The organism is Pelomonas baiyunensis, from assembly GCF_043555935.1.
Lineage (GTDB): Bacteria > Pseudomonadota > Gammaproteobacteria > Burkholderiales > Burkholderiaceae_C > Pelomonas > Pelomonas baiyunensis.
Map to the genome: position 1 here is coordinate 114,049 of NZ_JBIGIB010000005.1, position 15,974 is coordinate 130,022.

The 15,974-nt window shown below is 60.7% G+C and carries 12 protein-coding genes; 7 read left to right on the forward strand and 5 right to left on the reverse strand.

The genetic code is table 11. The features are described from left to right. Positions 1-41: 41 nt before the first annotated feature. Positions 42-2,150: an AAA family ATPase gene (locus ACG01O_RS17405; RefSeq protein WP_394386561.1), complete on the reverse strand. Its 2,109-nt coding sequence runs from the start codon at positions 2,148-2,150 to the stop codon at positions 42-44. A 696-nt stretch (positions 2,151-2,846) separates the two neighbouring features. Between ACG01O_RS17405 and ACG01O_RS17410 the strand changes: the two genes are divergently transcribed. After that, positions 2,847-5,111 carry an AAA family ATPase gene (locus ACG01O_RS17410; RefSeq protein ID WP_394386563.1) on the forward strand — a complete coding sequence of 755 codons (2,265 nt, stop codon included), beginning with the start codon at positions 2,847-2,849 and terminating at the stop codon, positions 5,109-5,111. A gap of 128 nt (positions 5,112-5,239) precedes the next feature. Here the strand turns inward: ACG01O_RS17410 and ACG01O_RS17415 are convergent, their stop codons facing one another. From ACG01O_RS17415 to ACG01O_RS17425, 3 genes are all read right to left on the reverse strand, one after another. After that, positions 5,240-6,886, reverse strand: a complete 1,647-nt coding sequence (locus ACG01O_RS17415; RefSeq protein WP_394386565.1) for an NERD domain-containing protein — start codon at positions 6,884-6,886, stop codon at positions 5,240-5,242. A gap of 323 nt (positions 6,887-7,209) precedes the next feature. Continuing rightward, a complete protein-coding gene (locus ACG01O_RS17420) occupies positions 7,210-7,893 on the reverse strand; it encodes an HAD domain-containing protein (RefSeq protein WP_394386566.1) in 684 nt (227 codons plus the stop codon). 12 nt (positions 7,894-7,905) lie between these two features. Beyond that, positions 7,906-8,691: an NAD-dependent protein deacylase gene (locus tag ACG01O_RS17425; protein WP_394386568.1), complete on the reverse strand. Its 786-nt coding sequence runs from the start codon at positions 8,689-8,691 to the stop codon at positions 7,906-7,908. A gap of 154 nt (positions 8,692-8,845) precedes the next feature. On the opposite strand from ACG01O_RS17425, the gene ACG01O_RS17430 reads away from it, so the two are divergent. The 5 genes from ACG01O_RS17430 (at position 8,846) to ACG01O_RS17450 (ending at position 14,099) form a co-directional block, all read left to right on the forward strand. Beyond that, a complete protein-coding gene (locus tag ACG01O_RS17430; RefSeq protein WP_394386570.1) occupies positions 8,846-9,232 on the forward strand; it encodes a hypothetical protein in 387 nt (128 codons plus the stop codon). Between the two features lie 44 nt (positions 9,233-9,276). After that, positions 9,277-11,031, forward strand: coding sequence for a hypothetical protein (locus ACG01O_RS17435; RefSeq protein ID WP_394386571.1), 1,755 nt, complete (start codon positions 9,277-9,279; stop codon positions 11,029-11,031). A 144-nt stretch (positions 11,032-11,175) separates the two neighbouring features. Further along, complete coding sequence (locus ACG01O_RS17440) at positions 11,176-12,225, forward strand: helix-turn-helix transcriptional regulator (RefSeq protein ID WP_394386572.1); 1,050 nt, start codon at positions 11,176-11,178, stop codon at positions 12,223-12,225. 408 nt (positions 12,226-12,633) lie between these two features. Beyond that, complete coding sequence (locus ACG01O_RS17445; RefSeq protein ID WP_394386573.1) at positions 12,634-13,536, forward strand: PD-(D/E)XK nuclease family protein; 903 nt, start codon at positions 12,634-12,636, stop codon at positions 13,534-13,536. Continuing rightward, a complete protein-coding gene (locus ACG01O_RS17450; RefSeq protein ID WP_394386574.1) occupies positions 13,533-14,099 on the forward strand; it encodes a hypothetical protein in 567 nt (188 codons plus the stop codon). Before ACG01O_RS17445 ends, ACG01O_RS17450 begins: the two co-directional genes overlap by 4 nt. Before the next feature lie 317 nt (positions 14,100-14,416). On the opposite strand, the gene ACG01O_RS17455 is transcribed toward ACG01O_RS17450, so the two are convergent. Beyond that, positions 14,417-15,412 (reverse strand): helix-turn-helix transcriptional regulator, encoded by a 996-nt coding sequence (locus ACG01O_RS17455; protein ID WP_394386575.1) that lies wholly within the window; start codon positions 15,410-15,412, stop codon positions 14,417-14,419. Positions 15,413-15,512: 100 nt separating this feature from the next. Between ACG01O_RS17455 and ACG01O_RS17460 the strand changes: the two genes are divergently transcribed. Further along, entirely contained in the window at positions 15,513-15,968 is a 456-nt protein-coding gene (locus ACG01O_RS17460) for a VOC family protein (RefSeq protein ID WP_394386576.1), read from the forward strand. The last annotated feature ends 6 nt before the right edge of the window (positions 15,969-15,974 follow it).

A 15,974-nucleotide genomic window follows, 5' to 3' on the forward strand; every position in this document is an offset into this window, starting at 1 on the left:
CGCTCCTCCTTGGGCACGAGTCGTGGTGATCGAGCCATTTTTTAGTTCAGCCATGCTACAGATGGCCGGTTAGCTTCCCGCAGAGATTTGTCACCCTCTAGGGCAAACACGAGGTCTTCGGGCCGCTCAAAGGGCTGAATGGCGTGGCGTCGCAGCACCGCCGCGAAGTCCCCGGGCGCCAGCATGCCGACCCGAGCCACCTTGTTGGCAAGCCACTGCTGAGGTGCATCCAGCCCCAGGGCGGCGCAGCAATGTTCCAGCAGGGCCGTGGATTGCGCGGGCTTGAGGTAGTCGAACTTGATCTTGATGTCGAATCGCCGCAGTGCAGCCGGATCAAGCGAGTCCAACAGATTGGTCGTCATGATGGACAGCCCATCGAATGCTTCCAATTGTGTGAGGAGCTCTGCCGCCAGGCTGTGCTCCCAGGTGTGGCCGGCACGTGATCGATCCCGCAGCAGCGCATCCACCTCGTCGATCAGCAGCAAGCCGCCCTCGGACTGAGCCTTTCGGAAAGCCAGCGCGATGTTCCTCTCGGACTGGCCCACCCATGGGGACAGCAAGTCCGAGCAGCCCAGGGCGATCAGCGGGATGTCCAGACGTTCTGCCGCCCAGCGGGCGAAAGCTGATTTCCCGGTGCCGGGAGGACCGTACAGACACATCCGGCCCATGCGGCTCCGTTGCAGCCCGTCCACCAGGCGCGACAGGTCGAGGTCTGCATTCACAAACGCGGTGTCGAACGCAATGTTCGGACGCGCCGACGGCTTCACCCAGGGGACCTCGTGTCCTTGCGCACGCAGGGTTTCGTGGATCAGGCCTTGCAAGGCTTTGTGCTGGCTCGTGGAGACAAGCTTGTCGTTCACGGCACGAACCACCTTGGCTGCCCGCACGGCCACCGCCGGGGCGAGGCGGTCCAGGGCGCCCAGTGCGCGGAGGTCTCGGGCCAGGGCGATGTCTCCGCAGGCGTGCGACAAGATGCGCTCGCGTTGCTGACGCGGTGGCACCGGCATCTCCAGGACCACGTCAAAGCGCCGGACGACCGCCGCATCCATGCTCGAGACGTCATTGGTGATCCAGATCGCCGGCACGGTGTTCTCCTCCAGCATTCGATTCATCCATGCCTTGCTGGACGCGGGACGGCGGCGTCCAAACATCCCTTCTGCGGGCGTGAAAACGTCTTCGGCTTCATCGAACAACACCATCGCACGCTGCCGAGCCATGAAGCACTGGGCAGCTCGGTAGGCCTGAAGCCGCCGGTCCCCCGTGATCGGGTCGCCGTCTCCGTCCTCGCTCGTCACTTCAAACAACCTTGCGCCCAGTTGCTCGGCAAGGACCCGGGCCAACTGCGTTTTGCCGGTTCCGGGCACTCCGTGCAGAAGGACGTTCACTCCGGTGTGCCCATGGCCAAGCGCCTGGTCAAGGTAGGGGACGAGAACGTCCAACATCGACGCCACGTGGTCAAAGTCCTCCCGGCGCAACTCCCCGGGTGCGGCGATCAGGACGGTCTCACGCAGCAGGTCCATGGGCTCGGCGTCGACATGGAGCAGTTGATCGGCCAGTTCACCCGACAAGAGCATCAGCTTGCTGCTCAACTCCCCTTGCCCGCTTCGGTCGAACTTGATGAGCCCGGAACTGGCCAGGGCACCGTTCGCTGAAAGAGCCGATCGCACGCTGCCGAGATCCGAGTCCAACAGCACGGCCAGAGCCTGGTACGCGGCGCTGGTGCTGATGTAGCCCAGCCCGCTCGCAACCGCCTCCAGCAGCGTGTCACTGGCCAGCACCACCGCAAAGGCCAGGAGATGTTGCTCCAGGGGGCTCAGGGGCAGGGCGGTTGTGAGGCGTTCCAGGTTGCTCTGCAACTGCGGCGGCAGCTTGCACGTGTTGCGCTTGCGCTCGGCGGTGCGGTGCAACCGTCGCAGCTCCGCCAGCCGTTCGGGCAGGCCGCGAACTTCCAAGGCCTCACCGTCGTCTGCCTCGACGCCCAGCGCGCGACCGAGCAGGTCGTTCTGGAAGCCATCGGCAAACAGGAGTTGCCGATGGGCCCCCAAGGGGACCAGAAGCCGCAGCGCCCAGAGCCGGGAGAGGGCAGACATCGTTTCCAGGCCTGTGCCTGGGCTGGACAGCAGCGTGGCACGCGAGTAGCGAACTTTCATGGATGGGCTCGTTGGAGAAGACGAGCTAAATCATCCGGAGAGGAGCGACATTTCATGTCGCATCAAAATCTGCGTTCCTTCTTCGTAGGCCGGCCTAAGAGGCGTACTTCGAAACGCGCCGTTAGCGCTGAGATTGCGCTAGCCGGCAGGATCCAAACTTGAAAAGGCTCGGGCGTCTAATTGCGCTCAGGCAGTGCCTATGGCATTCGAGCCTAGGCGGGCGGGGCGTTTCGAGGGCGGCAAGTACCGAACGTTTGCAATGATTCACGTGTTGGTCGGCACTCTGTGATTTCCAAGGGCCTATTGCGATGTTCAGAGACGGCGTAGCAACCGGGAAGTCACGAATCGGAAAGCAATGGGCGCTTGGTGGATGACTGAATGGTTGTGGGGTTTTGTGCCTTAAACGCCGCCAGCGACAGAGCTTCGCTGAACGTTTCAGGGCCAGTTGGAGCTACTCCAAGTAGCGATAGCGACGAAATTGGGCGGTCTGCAGCGCGTCGTTGAGGCCTGCGGAGCCTCACGGGTGGAGACATTGGCACGCTATCTGGAGGATTGCGTCACTGTGTAGCTAAGACGGCGGCGTAGCATCGACCGAGTTGCGCTACGGGGGCGTCCGTTTTCATGGCAAGTTCTACACCTCAAGACAACCCGCAACCGGGTACTCCGGAGAATCAGCCTTGGCCTGATGTACCGCCCTTGTCATCCATTGAGGATGAGCGTGCCTATGAGCAGAATCTACATGCCGCGATTCATGGTGACATCAACGCAAGATACTTGGTTGGCCTCGCGCGACTTCATGGTGTCGGCGTCACCGCCAATTCAGCAACGGGGGCTCGTTGGCTGCTCGCTGCAGCAAAGCAAGGACATGCAGCGGCGCGGTTCGAGATCGGTCGAGCTTTGGTGCAAGGGCTGGGTGGGCTGACAAACGAGGCGGAGGGACTTCACTGGATTAGCCTCGCAGCTCAACAAGGTGAGAGGGATGCTCAAGCATATTTGGCGAATGTGCAAGCTGGGCAACGACCTTCAGAAGCTAAGTTAGCTACAGAAGCAGTTCCTCCATTACCACCAGCTTCTGAAGCCGATCAGACGCTGCGGCTCAAGCCGAGGAAGCGTGTCGTCTACGTAGCCCCGCCGGTGGGCGGTTCACGTGAGGGTTCAAGGACACCGAATCGTCTCGTCCCCTCCCCTGAATCCGCAAGGGCTGCCACGCCTCGACAAACTGGATCGATTACGGAGCGGATTGAGCGCTTTTTGGATGCAGAGTTCGCTGGGTTGGTTGGAATGTCGCGCATCAAGCAGGAGATTGCCAAGCAGGCAAGCTTCTTCGCGATTCAGCGATTACGTGCCGAATCGGGCTTGCGAACGACTCCTACGATCACCAGACACCTTGTGTTTGTTGGTAATCCGGGAACAGGGAAGACAACAGTAGCCCGTATCGTGGCCCATCTGTATCAGCATCTCGGCGTGTTGCCGAGTTCGACGCTTGTCGAAACCGACCGGGCTGGTCTCGTGGCTCAATACCTCGGTGAGACAGCCATCAAGACCCGCAAGCGGGTTCGTGAAGCGCTTGGGGGTGTCCTTTTTATCGATGAGGCGTACACGCTGAGTCGCGAGCAAGATGCGTTCGGGCAGGAGTGCATCGACACACTGCTGAAGATGATGGAAGACCATCGGGATGAACTGGCAGTCATTGTCGCGGGCTACCCGGCAGAAATGCGTGAGTTCCTCGAGAGCAATCCTGGGCTGCAGTCTCGCTTCAGCCGTTACGTCGAGTTCGGAAACTTTGACGAGGATGATCTTTTGTCCGTCTTCGTAGAGCAATTGGCGCAACAGGACTTTGATGTCGAAGGCTGGGATAGTCTGCGCGATGGTCTAGGAGTGATCTTTGGGCGTGAGTTACGTGCACAGGGGGCGCGCTTTGGCAACGGACGCTATGTAAGAAACGTTGTTGAGAAAGTTCTTGAGGCACACGCGCTTCGGATTGGTAAGCTTCCTAGAGTTAGTAGATTCGAAATGAAGACCATTCGGCGCCAGGATATTGAGACTGCGTTAAATGAGGCTATCCGACTGGATCGTCCAGATCCACAACAGGAAGTTTCAGATACCTTGTCGCAACTACAGGCATTGGTTGGCTTGAATGAAGTCAAACGACAAGTTGAACGTCTAGTCAACCTTTGTCAGGTCAACCAGGAGCGCGCACGGCGCCATCTAAAGGCGGAAGCGCTGCCTTCTTTGCATCTGGCGTTCTGCGGTAACCCAGGTACCGGTAAAACCACAGTCGCACGAATCATCGCCAAGCTCTATTACTCGCTAGGGCTGTTGCCGTCTCCCAAAGTGACCGAAGTGCAGCGTGTGGATCTTGTTGCTGGGTTCGTCGGTCAGACAGCTTCGAAGACGCAGGCCGTTCTTGATCGTGCGATGGGAGGTGTTCTATTCATCGATGAGGCCTATGCACTGACTCGCTCGGACTCGGACGGGGACTTCGGGCCGGAAGTCCTCGACACGCTCTTGAGAGTTATGGAAGACCATCGGGACAAGATGGTTGTGATCGTTGCTGGCTACCGGGAATTGATGCAACAGTTTCTGGACCGCAACCCGGGTTTGCGGTCGCGCATTAGCGTGCATCTTGATTTTGCTGATTACTCTGTCGATGAACTGGTATGCATTTTTGATCAGCAATGTGCCGCCGAGGACCTGACGTTGAGCGAATCTGCGCGTCGGTTATTGCCATTACGCCTAAAGTGGCTTCTTAGCGAGAAAGGCTGTGGCGGCAATGGGCGGCTAGCTCGGAACCTAAAAGATCAGGCTCGTCTCAGTCAATCTCATCGACTAGCAACGTCGGTAGGAATTGGAGAGCAAACTAGCGATCAGGAACTGAAGACCCTTACCAGTCAGGACATCGACAAGGCTGCGAGTACGTTGGCCAGCAGTGGTGCTGCAGACGCGCAGATGCGACATTGATGAGACGTATCGGCGCCGAGTTGCTAGTTCCAATGGGGCGACCGGCAGGGTGTTGCATGTCAAGGACAATGGAACTAACGTTCCGAGTCAGGATCCGAGTCAGGATCCGAGTCGGGCGACATTCGAGCCTACTCCAGCAGAGCAGCAAGGGCCTTGGCGGCCTGCTGGCTGATGACCCATTCCAGATGCCTTTGCGCCCGCGTCATCCCGACGAACAGCCGACGGCGAGCAACGACGTCGAGCGACTCAAAGTCACACTCGGTCAAAACCACGGCAGGAGCGGCTTGCCCTTTGAAGCGAAACACGGTGTCGAGCATGACCTCGCCGCTTGTCCATTTCATGCTGCCATCGGCATCAAATTGATCTGTGGGCCGTTGCACCGACCATTCGCCCAGCTTTTCGATCTCGTGTAGGGCGGAGCTCGCTCGGCCTCGGAAGCTCAGGATGACGATGTCGGACAAGGCATAGCCTTTTTCCAAACATCGCCTCACTGCGAGCTCGGTTTGCCGAATCAGTTGTCGGGGACCGTCGTAGACCAGCGGATCGGGCGGCTCTCCCATTTCGACACCGCGTCCCTCCACGCGCGTCTCAGACAACTGAAGCAAGTTGATGAGGTCGACGATGGCCCGCGGACTGCGGAAGTTGTCTGGACTTCGGAGCACCGCAGCCTCTGGGAGATCGAACGTCTCGCGATCGGCGTACAGCGCCTGATCCGCGTCCTCCAGCAGGACGGCTTGGCCTTGCGTGTGCAGCCGCTGCAGAGCGGCAAGCACCCACTCGGGCCGGAAATCCTGGGCCTCGTCCAGCACCAGCAGGTCCAAATCTGGCGCTGACGTTTCAAGCTGAGCGAGCAACGTGGCGACTGCGGCGTCGAAGTCGATGCTGCCCACGGGTTGCCATTCGCTCTGCCCCAGTTGCTGCCGGTGCCGGCGCACGGCCAGTTCATGGAAGGTCTCCACCTGGCAGTTGACTGGAGCGATGCGCGCCATGTGCTCCGCCAAAGGCCGGTTGAAGCACAGGTAAGCGGCCCGCTGCCCCTGGCGGCAGGCGTCTTGCAGCAGGCGCAAAGCCAGCTGCGTCTTGCCGGAGCCTGCCGTGGCTTGCACTCGCAGCAGGCCGGATGGCACTTGGAGTCGAGGCACCCACGTGGCCAGGCCCTCGGCGAGGCGTTGGGTCACCGTGCGGACATTCTTCGTCCTTGCCGACACGTCCAGGGCGACCAGAAAGCGGTCACGCATGAAATCCAGGACGCGGCTTTCCAGTTCTGGGTTCGGAGCGGGCATGGCTCCCGCCGGATGCATGAGATCCATCAGCCGGCGCGACAAGTCTGGCTGAGCGTCTGCGTCCAAGATCCACTCTTTGGGCCAAGCCACGGTTCCGGAAATCACCTTCACGTCGGGCAGCACCAGGACGTGATGGACAGTGACATTGAGGCCTTCGCCGCTCAGGCGCTGGCGGAGCCCTTGCAACTGGCGACGGGCCTGCTGAAGCACATCTTTGCGCTGATGGCCGTACTGCTTGTAGAACCTTCCTTGCTCGACCTCCAGGGATCCGCTTTTGACTTCAATGACCAGCAGGTCGCCCGCCGGATCGACCAGTACCAGGTCAAGTTCACCGAAGGCCGGCATCGGCATGGATTGACCGATTTGCACCCCATGGAAAAGGGTGATCGCGTCCGGCAGTTCTTCGGCCAGGCGCTCGAGCAGCTGTCGTTCAGCGTATTCGCCGGCGTTGAGTGGGCGCTGGCGTGGCAAGTCGGGCAGTACGCTGGCCATGGCAGAACAGAGTACGGAACTGCCGGCACTATAGAAGCCTCGCCCGGAAACCTGACGCTCTGTTGAGTGCACAGCAGGCGGCATCCGGCCTGTACTGAGTCGGGAGCGCGTCAGTTGCACGATCGCTGCACGACCTATTGAACGAAGACGCTAAGTCCAGCGATGCAGCGAAGCGACGCTGATGGACATCTGCTGTCGCCCACTGCGCCATGGCGTGGGCTGACGACACGCAGACAACAACAGCGGAGGCCGCGACTGCATTGCCTGCCCTGCACGCTGTGCCGCGCTGCCATGGTGCGGCGACTACCGTGCGGCATGTCGTTTTACCGCGTGTGATGCAGGTAAGCGCCAAGCATGTGGAGCGCCTCGCTGTAGCTCAGGCGAAACGTGCGCTGCAACAGCGCCACGTTGGGAATATCGGCTGCATCCAGAACCTCGACGGCACGTCGCGCCAGCTCTGGCGATGCGGGCGCGCCACCGGTGTCTATCGCAAGCCGGCACGAACTCAGTTGGCTGAGCCACTCCTGGAGCTCATAGAGCTCGCCCTCTTGAACCCCACGCGCGCCATCACACGCAATCAGCTCAGTGCAGTTCGAAGGGAACTCCCAGGCGCAATCATCCAAAGCGCGCCAGGGTCTCACGCCTTGTCCATCGACTTCAAGGCGCCCCAGGAAGTTCTTAATCTCCGCATGCCGCTGGAACCTGCCCGGGAGGGCGGGCCCCGTCGCTGTCACCAGACGTTTGGCCAGCCGAGACGGAACCTCGGCCAACAGGTCGTCCCAGCCGAAATGAAACCGCCAGCTCGACGACACCACCAGCTCGGCCTCCGGGTGTTCGTCGAGCAGGTCCATCAATACGTCCACATGCTCGAAGCGCTGATCAGGCGTTGTCTGGTTGGGATGCAGAACCCCATCGAAGTCCAGAAACACCAAGGGTGGCAAGGTGGGGTCGAAGCGCCGCGTTCGCCGAGCGGCGCCGTGCAATGGGCTGGGTTGCTGAGTGTTCATGGCGACCAGGCGTCAGAGCAGCTGCGAGGCCAGCGCACCAAGTCCGGCTGCTGCCGTGCAGGGCCAAGCGATCACTGCTGAGTGATGTTGCGCAAGCACGGGCGTGGTGTTGATTTCCAGTACGGGAACTTCGGCGCGAAGCGCACGCTCGGGCAAACGGGCGGCCGGCTGCACGATGGCTGATGTGCCAACCACAACCAGCAAGCTCGTGTTGACCGTTGCCGCTTCAGCGGCCTTCCACGCAACCTGAGGGAGGGCTTCACCGAACCACACCACGCCCGGCCTGACCTTGCCGCCGCAGTGTTTGCAGCCCGGCGGGTTCATGCGCGACTGCGGAGAGTCTGCTTGGGGTGGCAACCCGTGGAAGGTGCCTGGGCGAGCGCACGCAAAGCACCTGGGCGCAAACAGGCTGCCGTGCAGATGAACGACCTGACTGCTTCCCGCCCGCTCGTGCAAATCATCCACGTTCTGAGTGATGAGGGTGACGTCATACCGAGATTCCAGCGCAGCCAACGCAAGATGGCCCTCATTCGGTGAGGCGTCCATGACCGTCCGTCGACGCCATTCGTACCAGGCCCATACCCGGGCAGGATCTCGCCGCCAGGCCTGTTCGGTCGCCAGCTCGGCCGGGTCAAAGTCAGCCCACAACGCATGTTGAGCGTCTCGGAATGTCGCGATCCCGCTTTCGGCTGAGGCCCCGGCACCGCTCAAGACGGTGAGTTGCGGCCGCCCGGGCACTGAACGCAGGGCTTCGCGCAGCGCGGTGGGCAGCTGACAGCAGCAGTCGTCGGTAGGCACGGTTGTTGAGCGGCGCACGAGGTGATCGGCTCATCATCACGGCGCCGTCGCACAAAGCCCCGAGTTCCTGAGCAGCGCCACAGGACTTGCGCGTGTGCGACCGATGCTGTCGCAGCGTGCGGCAGCTTTGGGTTCCATCCCACTCAGGTCGCCCATGAAACGCATTTCTGCTGCCCTTGATGACCCGGACGACCTTCCGTCGGCCATTGCGAAATGGCTGCTGGAACACCCAGCGGACGAGCCGCGGCAGTTTGGGCCACTTCCACCAGGTTGGTCTAAGCCGGTGCTCACCGCGCTTGATGCGCTGGCCGCCGCGGGTGCCGTGCCTGTCCTTTGCAAATTCAAGCTCGGCTTTCTGCGTCTCAGAGTTCGGCCGCGAGACCTCGCAACGCCGGTTCAAGGCGCAACGCTGCAGGTTCTCATCCAGCAAGCCCAAGCCGCCTGCGCGGAACTCTGTTGCCAGTGCGGCGCCCCCCACAAACTGGCCTCGATTGCTATTGATGGATGTCGCTGCACGGATTGCAGGAACCCGCCGCGCTGACTGGATGCGACCCATGCTGTCGCATCAGGCGTGACGATGACGTCATGGATGGCAACGCAATAGCTTCGAAACACCTGGCAGCGGCGCCGGGTCAGCAGCACACGCTGGCATCGGTTGCTGGCGTGCGAGTGGATCAGGTCATCGAGTGCTTCGCCTGGCTGCGCAGCGGCCCGTTGGAATGGGCATCCCATTGGGAGACCCCCGTTGCCGTTCTTGAGAGCCTGAGAGCCCAGCGCATCTGGGCGCTTGCACGTACTGCTGGTGAGCCGCCTACCCGTTGGCCGAACCCGTTGTTCTTGGATGAATGCGACGCGCTCTTTGGCTGCGGGGAGCGCGATCCGCACAAGCCGATGCTGATGGACTTGGCAGACCTGTCCAGTCGCTTGGCTGCTTGGTCGGGCATCCGGGTCGCCTACTGGCACCAACTCGCACAGCGCAGCCAGGCTTCGCTGCGTGATCGGCAGGCCTTCATCCAGTGGATCGCACCGGTGGAGCGTCGGCTCAGGGATGAGGTGATCCTTCAGATCTGGCGGCAGTCGCTCCAGGGCGAGATTCTCCCAAGCCCCGTTTTCGCCACCGGTCACGCCATGACGCTGCCGTTGGTGCGCTGGGTTCTTGCGCCGCGCCAGGAAGTACTGCGCTTGCAGCGGCGCGCCGTCATCGGTCGCGCCCATGCAGTCATCGGACTTCTGCTGGGGCAGATGACGAGCTGTCGAGCGGAGGTCTTCGGGGCGCTCAAGTGCTTGGCACGTCTCTTCCGTGAGGGACGGCAGCCGAGTTCACGTGCGATCGCCAAAGCGTTGGCCCCCAGGCTTCACATACCGCCTTGGGCCGTACGACGCGTCATGCAGTTCGAGATCACCGGCGATGAGACGGACGCTGGAACGTCGTTGACGGACTTGCAGCGATTGAGCCATCAACTTCCCGCGCGTGCGTGGCCTCGGGATCAGCCCAGTCTGCGCAGTGCTTTGCGGTGTTTGCGCGCGATGGACGGCATGTTGTGCTTTGGCTTGGTCGACTGTGTCGCTTGGCCCGAGGACATGCCTCTGCCACCCAAGGTCTTGAGCTGGATGCTGCGTGAACTGCGCGTCTGCCACCACGGCGATTGGTCGAGGTTCGAACGGGCCTTGAAGGCAGAGGTGCCCCGCTATCAAGTACTCCACCAGATGCTCGCCCACCTGTCCAACAGCTTCCAGGATCTGCACCAAGACGAGCCTGACGTCATGGAGCACATCGGCGCGCCGTGGCGGCGCTCGTCGCCTGAGTGGTGGTTGGAGCGATTGCCGCGCTGGTGGGCCAAGATCACCGCAACACCGCCGACGTCACGTGGGCTGAGCTGGAAACTTCTGCACACCGGCCTGCGTCAGTATGGAAATCGCATGGTGCGCTGCGTGGACTCTGCGCGCGCGGTGAGTTCGCTGCTCGAACGGCATCAGCAGCAGCATCTGTGCGAATGGGTGAGGCCGAGCTTGGTGGGGCGGGTTCAGTGGCTTTTGTTCTTCGTGCCTGGGGCTCGGCAACCGTGCTCGCTGGCCGTGCTCCATGCCGCGACAGGCCGCGGCAAGCTCATGTTGGAGCTGATTGCACAGGTCCCGCTATCGGGCACTGACGATCTCAGTTTTGACTGTCGAAGCGCAATGGTGGAACTTTGGAAACAGCGCGATGCGGAGGGATGGGGTGTCTTGGAGCGCGTGGAGCGTGAGGACGTTCTCGCGGAGGACGAGGAATTGTTCCTGACCGTCGAGCGAACGCGAATGCGGGTCTGGCGATCGATCTCTAGCATCGCCAGCGTGCCCTAAGTAGCGGCTGCGACAGATCACATGAGCCAATCCACTAACGCCTCGGTCGATAGTGGAGTCGCATCCAGAATCATTACCGTCGCCCGGTCGACTGTGGCGGCAGCGCATTGAACAGCAGCATCCAACCCAAGACCTTCCCCTGACATGCCATCCGCAGAGAAGTCCCAGTCGCTCGATCGCCTGCTGGCGCTCCTGGCGTTGATCCCCGTGGGGCGGTTGTCTACGACTTCCGAGCTGCTCAATGCGCTCGCTGGTCAAGGCATTGAAGTCGAGGCGCGGACGGTTCAGCGTGACTTGAGGATGCTGCAACAGCACTTCGCCATTGAATGCGACGAGCGGAGCAAGCCGCACGGTTGGCGCTGGACTTCCGCAGGTGCCCGGGACTCCTTGTTGGGTCTGTCGGCGCCGGAGGCGCTTGGCTTGGTTCTGCTTGAGCGACATCTGCGGCATGCGTTGCCCGCAAGCTGGAGCAGCAGCCTGAACGCGCTGTTCCAACAGGCGCGAACCGCGCTGGAAAAAACAGGCCCTCGAGGCCGGGCCACACGTTGGGTGTCTAAGGTCCACGTGGCACCACCAGGCCTTGGACAACTGCCTGCCGAACTCCCGCCTGCTGCGGTGCTGGAAGCGGTGTCAGAAGCTTTGCTGAACGAGCACCAACTCCAGTTGAGCTATCGCAAGCCGGGCACCCAGGAAGAGCAGAGTTATCTCCTTCACCCGGTGGGACTGCTCCTGCGAGGGCCGACGGTTTACCTGGCTGCTGTGACCGATGCCGATCGCACCGGCCCTGTTCGGCACTTTGCGCTGCACCGTATCACCGCTGCACTTGCGTTGCCCAAGTTGTCGGCCCTGCCGGTCGGCCTGGACATGGCTGCTGCGATGAAGCGCAGTGGAGGGCTCTTTGGGACCGAGAGCGGCGGTGAACTGATCGACCTTTGCTTCCGATGTGATCGGGTCCTCGCAGATCTGCTCTGTGAGGCTCCGTTGGATGCATCGCAGCACGTCGAGACCCTGACCCCGGACTGGTACGAGGTGAGGGTGCGCTTGCCACTGAGCTGGGAATTGCGATGGTGGTTGCTCGCGCACATCGCGCAGTTGGAAGTCTTGGCGCCTGCCAACCTGCGCGAAGAGGTGCGACAGAAGCTGGAAGCCGGCCTGCTGCGGCATCTACCGGCACAGGTTGCACATCCGTCGTAACTTTGTGGGCGATCATGCGTGGCATAGATACCGGCTTTTTGCATTGAATCGCGGGGCAAACTTTCTGATCACGTATACATTGGGATTGTGTTCAGGCCGCCGCACTCGTTCGTCTGCCTTACTGGATTATCCCGCCTTCCGAATTATGAAGGTGGGACTAGAGTTCGTAGCCGTGAAGGACCATTCATCGGGGCAGCGAGTGTGACATCCAAGTCCCGAGCGGCTGGTTCACAGTGAGCCAAAAAGCAAGTCTGCTTTATGTCCATGCGGCGCTTCTTCGGCCCCGTTAAGCCGCGATGGCGTTGTTGGTGTCAAAGCGCGGTCTCAATGCGGTTGCGTACCTAATAACGGTTTGCCAGTGATCTTTATTAGGCCGGATAGACCCAGGAAAACAAAGCGAAGATCAAGGTGCCGAAAGTGCCAATTGTTGATTATTTGAAGACGCTGGCGTCGATGTGGCAGGCGCATGCGCCAAGCGGCGGAATCTCGTTGGATTCCTACGCCAGACAGCTAGCGCTATATGCGAAAGAACTTAACTGCGGCCCGGGTGCGCCTGATGTCGGGCTTGATCTATTTCGGCAGCTTGTGATGGCTCGTGAGAACGACCTTCGCTGGCGCATGCTCGGGGCGAATGTGCAGCGAAAATCCGAATTGAGCTCGGTTCAGCGTTCGGCATTGCTTTCTCTTGAGGTTGAGCCGGACCTGCTTGGGCCGATGCGTGAGTTGCGCTACGAACCGATCCACACGAAACTGCTTGCCTACCACTTGGATCCCGTTAACGGTTCGGAACTCGCCCCCCAATTACTCGAAGCGTTTTTGATCAGCATGTCACGCTATTGTCAGGAGCGTGGTTATGCGGAGCCGACGTACGCGCCTGGGTGTGAAGTATCGGTGGAGCCAGAGCGCACGACATCCAAGGGCAGGGTTGACATTAGTATTTCGCTAAGCAATATGCTGATCCTCGTGGAGAACAAGATCGACGCAACTGAGGGCCACGCGCAACTTGATCGGTACCATGACGCGCTGACTGAGTTGCGGGGGGCGCGACAGGGGTTGCTCGTATACCTGACTCTGCCTGGAGCCCAACCGCCCAGGAGCCGAGTTCCCTGCGTGCATATGACTTTTCGGGACGTTCTTCATGCGTGGTTGCCATTCTCTAATCAAGCCGATGGTTCGAGTAACTATCTCGCTCGATATCTGAAGTCGATCGCTGTTGGCTTGTTGGAACTGTGTCGTCAAGGCGGATTCGATCGCTGGAGTCTTCGGGAGCAGCGGGCGATGCTTGAATTGGTTGAGGAGTGTGTTGCATGAGTGGCACGGTTACCGATGTTCTCGCGTTTGCAGCGAAGTACACCGACTACTGGGATGAAATTCTGGACGGTGAACCGACATACGATTCGGTGCTCAGCGCTGAAGAGTTGAAGGCGTTCGAGGCGGCGCGTGTCCACATTAACGAGAGCGTCTATGATCTGCTAAAGCTCTGTGGTGACAAATTGACCGAGTGTGCGCGGCTTGATAAACAGGAGTTTCCGATGCCTCGCTTTCAGCGGGATAAGACGCAGCAAAAAAGGCGCGTTCAAGTGTTGAAGCAAGCGACAAATCCTGGAAAGATCTACGGAGCCTTTTTTTCACTTGAAGGTAACGCGGATGGCGTCGTTAAACTTTACGCAAGCGTCAGTGTGTACAAGGAGATCATCGAATCCGTCAAGGACTCGTTGAAGACTGAAGGAGTGGAGTTTGGAGAGTATGATGGTTATTGCATATACTCTCCTGGCATTGAGCTCAAACAGAGTTTGCCATTTTCGGCATTGGCGGAAAAAGCGGCTCAGCACCTCTGGAAATTCTTGATAAGCGTACGAAAGCAGGCCGGCTAGCCGGCGAGGAATTTGAGTGCCGGGTGTTTTTGTATTGTTGCGGGCAGTTTGATTTGGATCGCTGGGCGACTGGTTGTTGCTGCCTTTCAGGTGTCGAGCGACCTGTTCCGTACTTTGAGCTCGGCGATTAGAAGGGCTGCAATCCCAGATAAATTCAGGAAAAGACGGGCTTAGTGTTGCGCCGGTGCGCGTTGCCAGTTCCTTGATCCTCGCTCAATCTACAGATCCATTGCGATCCTCGCAGTGTCGTCCGCGCGTCGCAGGAGAACGTTTAATCGCTGGCGAGCTGTTGTGAACCGATAGCGACTAAAGATCAACTACTCCGGCTTCGAATTCCGCTCTGCATGGGCAGCCTGTGTATAGCGCTGAGCCAGCGCGTTGAAAGACTCTCGAAGCTCCTGCGGCTCGACAACGTTCATCGGGGCATTGAACTGCCCAAAGACGGCCGCCAAAGCGTGCCACGACCACGATCCCATCTTGAGCAAGCAGGACTCGGCGTCCACCGCCGTCACTTGGCCGTCTCCCACAAACGGCAAGACCTTCTCCGCCGGCAACTGAATCAACACCGTTCCAACGCAGGGCCACTCAGGTCCGTCCGAGCCTTTGAATCTCGCAGACACGAAAGCAGCGAAGTCCCCGCCGGGCGCCGTGCGATGAGCGAAGCGCAGCCCCGGCTTGGAGCTCGGCCGAATCCGGTCAGCACTGAAGATGCGCCAGTCCTGTCGATCCAAGTCCCAAGCCACGAGGTACCAGCGACTGCGGGACTGCGTCAGATGATGTGGTTCGGCACGGCGTGACGCTGGCGCCTGGGCAGCGTCGCTGCCGGCCCGCGGGACATAGTCGAAATATAGCGTCTGACGGTCGCTGATCCTTTGCGTGAGGGCGCGCAGCACGTCCAACGGCGCTGTGACTGATGGGCCGTCTCCGGCGCGCCCGATCGTTGTGAATTCGATCGCATCCAGGCGGTGCCGCAGGGGGCTCGGCATGACTTGGCGGATCGTGTTCAGCGCACGAACGGCCGCGTCTTCAATGCCGGCGCCGAGCGAAGTCGCAGCGCGCAACGCGATGGCCACGGCCACCGCCTGGTCGTCATCAAACAGGATCGGTGGCAGCGCTTGGCCCGCGGCAAGTCGGTATCCGCCCTCGGGACCCATCGTGGCCCGGATGCAGTAGCCCATCTCGCGAAGGCGGTCTACATCGCGGCGGACGGTGCGCGCGCTGATGTGGAGCCGATCGGCCAGCGTCGAGCCCGACCATTCGCGACCTGTCTGCAATAGGGACAGCAAGTTGAGGAGTCGGTCGGCCGTTGTCATGCAGTCAAAGGCTCGTCGTCATCTAGGACCGATTCTGACCTACTCCCCTGAAAGACTGCATCGGTCGCGCCAATCCGGCCGATTCTTTCAAGGAGCACCGATGTCAGTTCAGACAACCACCCACCTCAATTTCCGGGGCGATGCGCGATCGGCGCTGGAGTTCTACCAATCCGTGTTTGGCGGTCAGTTGATCGCCAAGACCTATGCCGACTTCGGCATGCCGGCGCAAGCACCGGGGGCCCAGCATGTCGTGTTTGGCCTTGTCGCCGCGGGCAACGGCTTCCGAGTGATGGCCTACGACATCCCTGGCCCTGCCCAGGCTGGCATTGCTGCAGGTGGCGCCACGCGTCGCGAGCAGGGGCTCACGCACACAGATCAGGCGTGCTTCGTCTCGATCAGCGCCGACAGCCTTGATGAAGCTCGACGCTACTGGGAGGCACTTGCGGTGGGCGGCACGGTGGTGGAGTCCCTGGCCGCGTCACAGTGGAGTGCAGGCTTTGGAATGCTCACCGACCGGTTCGGCGTCACGTGGTCGGTGAGTGTCACGGCGCGCTGACGCGCA